Annotated in this window: 6 protein-coding genes; 2 read left to right on the forward strand and 4 right to left on the reverse strand. The window is 43.6% G+C overall.

Going from position 1 to position 9881, the window contains the following annotated elements; all coding sequences use genetic code 11:
• Positions 1-885 precede the first annotated feature (885 nt).
• Positions 886-1707 (forward strand): alpha/beta fold hydrolase, encoded by an 822-nt coding sequence (locus tag ACYVAM_RS31635; protein ID WP_461074161.1) that lies wholly within the window; start codon positions 886-888, stop codon positions 1705-1707.
• A gap of 130 nt (positions 1708-1837) precedes the next feature.
• A complete protein-coding gene (locus ACYVAM_RS31640) occupies positions 1838-2488 on the forward strand; it encodes an HAD family hydrolase (RefSeq protein WP_461074162.1) in 651 nt (216 codons plus the stop codon).
• Positions 2489-2578: 90 nt separating this feature from the next.
• Here the strand turns inward: ACYVAM_RS31640 and lpdA are convergent, their stop codons facing one another.
• The 4 genes from lpdA to ACYVAM_RS31660 form a co-directional block, all read right to left on the reverse strand.
• Entirely contained in the window at positions 2579-3985 is a 1407-nt protein-coding gene (gene lpdA, locus ACYVAM_RS31645) for a dihydrolipoyl dehydrogenase (protein ID WP_461074163.1), read from the reverse strand.
• Between the two features lie 31 nt (positions 3986-4016).
• On the reverse strand, positions 4017-6032 hold the full coding sequence (locus ACYVAM_RS31650) for a sigma 54-interacting transcriptional regulator (protein WP_461074164.1): 2016 nt from the start codon (positions 6030-6032) through the stop codon (positions 4017-4019).
• Positions 6022-8412, reverse strand: a complete 2391-nt coding sequence (locus ACYVAM_RS31655) for a histidine kinase dimerization/phosphoacceptor domain -containing protein (RefSeq protein WP_461074165.1) — start codon at positions 8410-8412, stop codon at positions 6022-6024. Before ACYVAM_RS31655 ends, ACYVAM_RS31650 begins: the two co-directional genes overlap by 11 nt.
• A 421-nt stretch (positions 8413-8833) precedes the next feature.
• The gene (locus tag ACYVAM_RS31660) at positions 8834-9640 is read right to left on the reverse strand and encodes an alpha/beta fold hydrolase (RefSeq protein WP_461074166.1); all 807 of its coding nucleotides are present in this window, start codon (positions 9638-9640) and stop codon (positions 8834-8836) included.
• Between the last annotated feature and the right edge of the window lie 241 nt (positions 9641-9881).

A 9881-nucleotide genomic window follows, 5' to 3' on the forward strand; every position in this document is an offset into this window, starting at 1 on the left:
CCATTTACTTACTTACCTCAACTTAGCCGATTCTGAAGCACCTTAATTCTGTTCACTCCTCACCAATACTGACGTGAGAGTTTTCCTACTATTGAAACAAACCTATGTGGCATGTTAGGGAATCTGAAACCAGATCATTGACCTGTCATTAAAATTTTCGAAGGTTTATTTACTCGTCTTAATTCATGATTCAGGAAAGTACAACCAGTTAACAAGTAGATGTATTTTTACCATGAACACATTTCCCTTTTCTCCTCGACTTAGTCCGACTTTTTCATCAGGACAGATTACGATTCAGTATACAGTAGAGGGCTTGCAACTGGATTCAGATTCTCAATCAACCATCTTGCGGTTAACTACGCCATGTTTTACAACAGGGGTACTGGTTGATTTATTGACTAGTCTGGATCAATTAGGGTTTACCTGTACTGAAATTGATGATGATTGCCTAAACACAGCGTAGGGTCGTCTTACCCTGAAATTGTTTCGCCAAGCTGGTGCAAATTTGAACGCCCCATGGACGCCATTCTCTGAACGTCAACAAATAGAGTTGAGCCAGGATTTGCTTTGCCATTGTCCTTTATTTCTCTCCAAACCGACTATATAAGGTCGCTCATCTTAATGCGTATATGCATGTCCGTTAAATTCTAAAAAGCTACTATTCCTGATAGTCTCACTAGTAACGCAACGGGCCGTTTGTCAAACAGGCAAAGTGCCAACAATACCCTCATTTGAACAAAATCAGTTGGTGTATCTGATTGATGATGCGGGAGGATCCTTATCAAACATTAACTAAAATAAGCCCAGACTTGTGTAAAAAAAGTAATTCGGGTACTCAACATGAGCCATAAACATTTGTAAATATCAACTTTAAACTACAACCATATGAGCCAGATTACAGTAAGCGACGGCACACAGATTTACTATAAAGATTGGGGAACAGGTCAACCACTTGTCTTCCATCACGGTTGGCCATTATGCAGCGATGAATGGGATGGACAAATGATGTTTTTTCTGGAACAGGGATTTCGAGTTATCGCTCATGATCGCCGTGGGCATGGACGATCGTCTCAAACCGATTCTGGAAACGATATGGATACTTATGCCGCCGATGTAGCAGAACTAACCCAATTTCTGGATTTAAAAAATGCGATTCATATTGGCCATTCGACGGGAGGAGGTGAAGTGATTCGCTATGTAGCCAAACATGGCCAGGACCGGGTGGCTAAAGCGGTTCTGATCAGTGCTGTAACCCCACTGATGGTACAAACCCAAACGCATCCAGATGGTGTTCCCATGTCGGTATTTGATGAAATACGGGAAGGTACGGCTACTCAACGCCCCCAATATTTTCAAGATTTTACTCTTCCGTTTTATGGATATAATCGGGAGGGGACAAACATATCACAAGGCATACGGGATAATTGGTGGCGCCAGGGAATGATGGGCGGCATAAAAGCTCTTTATGATTGTATTAAAGCCTTTTCCGAAACTGATTTTACGGAAGACCTCAAAACGGTAGATGTGCCTGTATTGGTACTTCATGGAGAGGATGACCAGATCGTTCCATTTTCCATTTCCGGAGCAAAGGCAGTAAAATTATTAAAACATGGGAAACTCATTTCTTACCCTGGATTTCCTCATGGAATGCCAACTACAGAAGCGGCCACTATTAATGCAGACCTTTTAGCTTTTTTCAAATCGTAATAACTCAAACTCCCCGGTAAATTGCAAAATGGCCATTTTGCAATTTACCGGGGAGTTTGCCACCAACGTGAATGACCAAAATGCCTGATCTATAGTTTACCGACACACTAACTACTTTCACTATATTGGCATGAATAAAGAACAGGATCAGCTTGAGAATAAATCAATTATAACAACCTTGTTTATTGATATTGGCGGTGTATTACTCACCAACGGCTGGGACCAGGCAGCACGTAGCCGGGCAGCCGAGACGTTTGACCTGGATCTACCTGACCTGGAAGAAAGACATCATCTTACATTTGATACCTACGAAACGGGCAAACTCACACTGGATGATTACCTCAGCCGAATTGTGTTCTATAAACGTCGACACTTTTCGATGGACAGCTTTCGGGAATTCATGTTCGCGCAGTCGCAGCCTTATCCAGAGATGATCGCACTGATTCGTCACTTAAAAGAAAGGTACCGGCTAAAAATTGCAGTCGTCAGTAATGAAGGGCGGGAACTGAATATGCACCGGATTCAGACCTTTAGGCTGACTGAATTCATAGACTTTTTTGTCTCCTCTTCTTTTGTTCACCTGCGTAAACCCGACGCTGATATTTTTCAGATGGCCATCGATCTGTCGCAAACACCTACCAATCAGATTATTTACATTGATGATCGACCTCTATTTGTCGCTGTTGCGGCAAAATTAGGTATTCAGGGAATTTGCCATATAGATTACCAGACTACCCGAACGGCCTTAGCGAATAAAGGCTTAAATGCTGAACCTGCATAACTATAATCAATCCACTCAGAAAACCACGCTGACGCATTTTTTATGAGAAGACCGAACAGCCAATGATCGGTATTTAATAGATTTGGCAGGTTAAATATTAATCGCACCTTGTCCCGAAGCCTGCAGGTACGCATCTTTCAGGGCTTCTGCGTAGGTTGGATGAGCAAACGATATTCGACCCATCTCCTGCGTCGTTACCTCATATTCCATTGATACAACTGCCTGAGCAATGACATCAGCCGCGCGGGGGCCAATCAAATGAACCCCCAGAATCTCGCCATACGTTGGGTCGGTTAACACTTTAACAAACCCGTCTGTATCCATAGACGCCCGCGCTCGTGCACTAGCTGAATACGGAAACTTCCCGACGTTATAGGTAATCCCTTTTTCGATTAGCTGTTCTTCTGTACTACCGACCGAAGCTACTTCCGGCCAGGTATAAACGACGCCGGGAATCAGGCTGTATTTTATATGTGGTTTTTGGCCGTTAATAACCTCTGCTACAAACGTACCTTCATCTTCGGCTTTATGCGCCAACATCGCTCCGTCTATAACATCGCCAATCGCAAAAATGGTTGGAACGGCTGTTTGAAGCTTCTCGTTGATCCTGATTTTTCCATTTTTTTCGGTCTCGATCCCAACAGTTTCTAGATTTAACCCAGCTGTATATGCCCTTCTACCTACTGCCACGACGCAATAGTCTGCTTTCAATTCCTGCGTAGCGCCTGACTTATCTAAATATGTAATCAGTACGTCATCACCCTGATTGACCGCCGATTGCACCCGACTACCCAGCAGGGACGTAATCTTGAGTTTATTCAGGGATCGAGCCAACGTTTTGCCTAACTCTCTGTCCATCGTAGGAATGAGCGAATCGGTAAATTCGATGATAGTCACCTGTGTACCCAAACGAGCATAAACTGAAGCAATTTCAGCACCAATAACCCCACCACCTATGATGATCATTGTTGCTGGCAATCCGGGTAACGAAAGCACTTCCGTAGAGGTAATAATCCGTTGTTTGTCAATCACAACACCAGGAATTGACGCTGGTTTAGAGCCGGTAGCAATGATACAGTAGGTTGTTTCCAATATCGTTTCTACCTTCTCGTTTAAAACCCGGATATGGGTTGGATCGATAAAGCTGCCTATGCCCTGATAAACATCAATTTTATTCTTCTTCATCAGATAGTTTAGCCCATTGGTATTTTGTCGAACAACGTCCGCTTTTCGTTGCATGAACTGCTCAAAATCTAATCTAATTTCACCCGTATGGATGCCATGTGTGGAGAATTGTTGTTGCGCCTGATGAAAATGTTCAGAACTGTCGAGCAACGCCTTGGCGGGTATACAGCCTACATTCGTGCAGGTTCCTCCCAGGACAGGGTATTTCTCAATGATCGCCACCCGATAACCTAGTTGAGCGGCACGAATGGCAGCGGTATAGCCACCGGGTCCTGATCCAATTACAACAATATCATACGTTGTCGTCGTCATAACAGTAAATAAATAGAAGAAAGAGAGGCAGCTATTTTTTGATTCCTAACTTAGTCATTCGGTATTCAAGTGTGCTTGGCTTAATCGCCAGCAGTTCAGCAGCCCCGCCTTTCCCACGTATCTTTCCATTCGTTTTCTTTAGGATATTCAGAATACAATCCCGTTCGGTTTCATCATGATGAAGTTTAACCGCTGATAGGGTCTTAAGATTAGATTCAGCAGGTGCAACTAAACCCGTGGAATTCGGCTGAGACTGTTCTAGAGCCAGATTGCTAAATATTAAGTTACTCGTTAAAGGTCGGCCAAGTGAAAGCGCCCTTTTACCATCATTGAGGATAACGGCCTGCTCAATAATATTTTCCAGCTCCCGAATATTCCCCGGCCAGCTATAATCCACTAAATCGGATAGCATCGAAGGACTAATATCCTGACAGGCTTTCCCCATTTTACGGCTGTACTTCTGGACAAAAAAAAGTGCCAGCAGTGGAATATCTTCGATTCGCTCCCGCAATGCAGGTAAGTGAATTGGGAAAACACTCAATCGGTAATATAAGTCCAGGCGAAAACGCCCCTGAGCAACTTCATTTTCCAACTGCCGGTTCGTAGCGGCAATGACTCGTACATCGCTTTTAATTGGGCCTTTTCCGCCCAGACGCTCAATTTCTTTTTCCTGTAAAACCCGAAGAAGTTTGGCCTGTAATTCCAAAGGTAATTCGCCAATTTCATCCAGAAAAATTGTTCCCTGGTGGGCCAGTTCGAATTTGCCAATCCGTTTTTCCGTTGCTCCGGTAAAAGCTCCTTTTTCGTGACCAAAGAGCTCTGACTCGATGAGTGTAGCCGGAAGTGTTGCACAGTTAACTTTAACCAGGAGCTTTTCTTTTCGAGTGGATAAGTTGTGCACGGTACGGGCAAATAACTCTTTACCCGTACCGCTTTCACCCGTTAATAAAACGGTGGCTTCGGTGGGGGCTACCTGAGCGACTTGATTGAATACCTGGAGAAGCAGGGGACTTCGCCCAACGATCTCCTCGAAGTTAGCCGTTGTTTTTACTTCTTCCTGTAAATAACTGTTCTCCCGCCCCAACTGCTCACTCAACCGGGTAATCTCTTCGAATGCGAGTAATCGCTCCAGCATCAACACGATTGACTGTTGAAGGCGGTCCAGCAGAGATAGGTGATCTGGCTGGTATATGTCGGGCTGTCGACTGTAAAAAGAAACCGAAAAAGTACTTCTCTGAATCGTAGGTAGTGTAAAGAGTAAGTTCGATTGTAGTTTAAAGGTCTTCGCAATGATCTGGGTTAATCGATACTGCTCGCAGGAAGCGATAAATTCATCTCCATTGAGCAGCAAAAGTCCTTGATTTGGTGGCATCTGAGCCCTTAAGTGCGCGTATTTATCGGCACTAAGTCCAGTCATGCGCAGGAAATCAGCCGATTTAATGGATTGGTACTCATCGGCTCCAATTCGAAAAAAGGTGTAGGCTCGTGTGGATTGGTTCGCATCGAGACTGAGGGTAATTAAATCAAATGGAACATAAGGCTGGAGATGATTCACGACCTCAAGAAGCTTGATATCCCATGGGTTGGAATTGGATAGGGCGTTTGTAAGGGCTAATTGCAAGCTTTTTTCTTCCCATAACTTCTTCTCTAAACTGTGCGTATGACGGTGCAACGCAATGTCTATGCTATAAAGCACATCTTTCTTTCCGAAGGGCTTAACTATGTATCCGTAAGGTTGTGTCAGTTTCACTTCCTGTTGTACACCATCATTCGCGTTGGCAGAAATATAAATGAAAGGGATATGATGGGTCTGGAGGTATCGTGCCAGTTCGAGACTCGTTTCCTGCCCCTTCAGGTAAATATCCAGCAAGACAATATCGGGCGGGTCTTGTTGAAGAAACGAAAACGCTTCCGCAACGCTATCGGCTATGCCGACAACGAGATAATCGGCATCTTCTAAAATCTCCTGTAGATTACCGGCAATAAGGGATTCATCTTCCACAATGAGAACCTTTGTTTCTAGCCGGTTGGTTTGGTTAAGCAGCATAACTAACGGAAGGCTGAGGGTGAAACAAGGTGAATACGATTGAGATCTCAACACCTTGGAGACTTTGTACTTCCATGGCCCCTCCCAACTGTTTGCTGAGTCGGCGCATGATGTTGGCTCCCATCGACTTATTCCGACTTAGATCAAAATCTTTGGGTAGTCCTACTCCATTATCGTCGATACTCAACCGGTAGTGTTCACTATCTATTTTAGTCACTGACAGTTGAATGATTCCCGTCCGATTTCCGGGGAAGGCGTATTTGAAGGCATTCGTAATGGCCTCATTGATAATCAGGCCCAGGGGTACGGCCTGTGAGACATCTAGTTTTAGGGGGGCGATGGTATACTGTAAGGCGATTCGTTTCTGAGGGTCAAACGAATCACTTAGCTGCCCTGCCACCTCCTGAATATAGGCCGGCATATCGATTTGGGCAAGATTTTCGGCCCGATATAGTTTTTGGTGAATCAGAGCCATGGCCCGGACCCGGTGCTCACTTTGCTCGATGGCACTGATGGCCGCTTTATCCAATAGGTATCTGCCCTGTGATTGGAGTAAGCTAATGATGAGTTGCAGGTTGTTTTTGACCCGGTGGTGAATCTCTTTTAACAACCATTCCTTTTCACTCACCAACTCCTCAAGAGCTTGATTTTTCAGTTGGATTTGTACTTGCTGGCTCTGCTTGAGCCGATACCGGTTGTAGATTAATCCGAGCAGAATAAGCAACATAGCCGCTCCACCAAACGAAACATTTCGGGTAAGGTTGGCTTGTTGTATTCGGGCTTGCTGAACGCGTGCCTGAGTCGTTAGCAAATTAATACGTTGCTCCTTATTAGTTGTTTCATACTGGATTTGAAGTTCCTCAATCTGTTTCGCCTTTTTAGCCGTTTGAATCGAATCTTTTATAATAGAATACTGCTGAAAATGAGCCAAGGCTGATTGAAAGTTTCCCTGAGCTGAATCTAATTTAAAAAAATATAATTGATTTGTTTGCTTAGCCTTAGGGTTTTCCAAGGGATTAATTAGCTTGGCGTGCTGGGTAAAATAATACCTTGCTTTGGTAAAATCTCTTCGGTTTAAATAATACATACCAACAAAAAGATAAGCACCTACTTTAACCGGATCCTGATTATTATACCCCTCTAAGCGCGAAAGAAACTGCAGGTAATACAATTCTGCCTTTTTATATTTTTCCAGCGCTTCATAAATTAATGCCAAGTTTCTGAGCGACAGTATCTGAAGACTTTTTTCGGTTATTGGAAACTGGCGAAGAATATTTTGGTAAAATGAAAAGGCCTCAGCTGCTTTTTTTTTCCTAATAAGCAGAAAACAGATTTGGCCCGCTTGAGCATGAATTTCAGCTTTCCGATTATATTTTTCAAAAAAATATAAAGCCATTCTTGCATACTCGAGTTGCTTATCTATGTTATTCAGATATTGATAAATATTGCTGATTTGATTGTAGTAATCGCCAAGACGCTGGGTTTGATTGGTCGAAAGAGCTTGTTGAATTGCTTTCAGGCTATACTGCATTGCTCCATGATAATTACCACGATAAACCTCAATAATAGATAGCCGGTAATAGATGTAATCGAGAAGCGCATAATTTTCTGCTTTGTATTGCTGAAGTACATTCAGCATTCCCGCGTAATTTTCTTCATTTCTTCCCTGTAGAAAGTAGGTGTAGTCAATATAATCTAAGACCTCTTGCTCCCTAAATTGATTTTTTAACTGGTGGAAATACGTAAATGCATGCCTGTAACAATTAATTTTTTGGGTCAGGACTTTTTTCGAATGAGGGTAGTGCTCGCCAAAAGCGAACCAGATTGCCGCCAGACGGGCCGTATCCTGAAGCTGCTCATACTGTCTGATTGCTTTGTAAAAGTAGTTTTTACCTTGTAGGGTATCATGTGTTTCCCAAAACAGATTTCCCAATAATTCTAAACTGTTTGCCAAAAGAGAAGGCTGATGTATCAAACTCAGTTGCTCCGCCTGTTTCGCATAAAGCATGGCCGTGTCCATGTCAGATTTCAATTCCAGCGGTTTGAAAAGATAAAATGCACCTACCTTCAATAATACCCGAATGTGATGTGCAGTAACTTTATTTCCTTTGCTACCAAGTGAATTATTTAACTTTTCTGCCAGTCTAATATAGACCATTGCACTGTCCGCATCAGATTGTAAATCAAAGGGTTTATCTATATAATACTGGCCCAGATTAAGGTATATGTTAATTCGATTAGTGTCTGGCTGGCTTCTCTTAAGGGCAAATAGCAGACTATCACGTTGCTTGTTAGGCAAGTTTTGGCTTAGTCCGACAGTGGCAAAAACTAATGCCAGAAAAGAAGCTACGAGAAGTGGTTTAATTCGATCCGTAAGCATAGATCACTTCTTTTATAATTAGATAGGTAACCCCCTTTGATAGATCATGTGCTTTTTCAGAAAGTGTTATTATCAGTAGCCATTTTTAACAGCAATTCCAATGATACTGGCCTTACACGAGCATTGCAAAAATAGCACAGTTGGTCCATTTTGCAATAGTAACTGGTAAACAATGACTTAAGGTGAGAGAATCTCACCTTAAGTCATTGTTGTTTATTGAAATGCCATTAGAAAATTAGAACAAGATGTAACCAACTGCTTTTCTACATTCTTTACGCTTTATTTGTCATTAGCTTCTGGTTAGATGAATTTCTGATTCTAGTTAGTCCTTAGATTGAACTTGACAGCCGGGTCGACATTGTCATTTTAGGCTTGAAACCCTCTATTGTGGACATATATACGTAATTGGATTTTTCTATACTTACTGGCCTATTTCCATCAATATTCGGGTCACCTCGGCGGGATGGGCTAGATGGGCCGTGTGACTGCTGGCAATATCGTACTCCTTTTGCACGCCGGCCGCAGCCACCATCCGCTTCTGCAAACTCAGACTCACCACATGATCCTGCAAGGTGTGCAAATAGTATTTGGGCACTTTGCCAAAGTTAGCTGCCGTGAGCACGGCTGGGTTGGTAAAGGGAATAGCGGGCTCGGGCCGGTAGTTATCGATGATCAGCTTCTGCACCTCAGCCGATCCGTCCTGGATGAAGATCGGCGCTAAATTTGGGGTTTCGATCCCCAGCAAAAGACTATCTGCGGTTGGTCTAAGGGCGGGTCCTAACTGGGCATCGGCATCGGTGTTGGCCAGATCCAGCAGGCTTTGCCCGTTAGCGGGCAGAAAGGCTCCCAGGTACACCAGTTTGTCGATACGGGTGGGCAGTTTTTCGGCAGCCGCGCTAATGACCATGCCCCCCAGGCTGTGGCCCACCAGGATGACGTTTCCCGACAGGGTATTGATGGTGCTGATGACTTTATCCCGGTAAACGTCCAGGGTTAGGTTCTGGGGTGGGGTATTGTCCGCACCATGGCCGGGCAGTTCGACGAGTACGACTTTTTGTCCCTGTTTCTCCAACTGGTCTTTCACGATTTGCCAGGCGAAGGGAGCTTGCCAGGCCCCGTGTACGAGCACATAGGTTTTAGGATCAGAAATAGTATGATCGTCACAGGCTGATAGTGCAACTATTAAGACGAAAAAAACTGCGATTGTTGACAGAATTAAGTTTTTCATAAGATAAGTAATCGTTTACTATTGGATTAAATTGAATTGGTAAAGCGCGATAATCCGGGTAAGCAGTATGCTTACAAAGGTTTTATGGATAAGTTGGGCGCCCTTCGATTGGTCGACAGGCAATTCCTTACAACCAATTGGTCACTTTATTTACAACTAGTAAAGCAGGACTACTTTTCATAGGCCATCTATCCCAGTCAGCGTTGTTGAACCAGTTAGGTTCAGATAAGTAAGCAAATGA

Source organism: Spirosoma horti (assembly GCF_054776595.1).

Coding starts and splice junctions, on each gene's coding strand:
- ACYVAM_RS31660 (WP_461074166.1), bottom strand. CDS start 9,640: ATGAAAAACTTAATTCTGTCAACAATCGCAGTTTTTTTCGTCTTAATA.
- ACYVAM_RS31655 (WP_461074165.1), bottom strand. CDS start 8,412: ATGCTTACGGATCGAATTAAACCACTTCTCGTAGCTTCTTTTCTGGCA.
- ACYVAM_RS31635 (WP_461074161.1), top strand. CDS start 886: ATGAGCCAGATTACAGTAAGCGACGGCACACAGATTTACTATAAAGAT.
- lpdA (WP_461074163.1), bottom strand. CDS start 3,985: ATGACGACGACAACGTATGATATTGTTGTAATTGGATCAGGACCCGGT.
- ACYVAM_RS31650 (WP_461074164.1), bottom strand. CDS start 6,032: ATGCTGCTTAACCAAACCAACCGGCTAGAAACAAAGGTTCTCATTGTG.
- ACYVAM_RS31640 (WP_461074162.1), top strand. CDS start 1,838: ATGAATAAAGAACAGGATCAGCTTGAGAATAAATCAATTATAACAACC.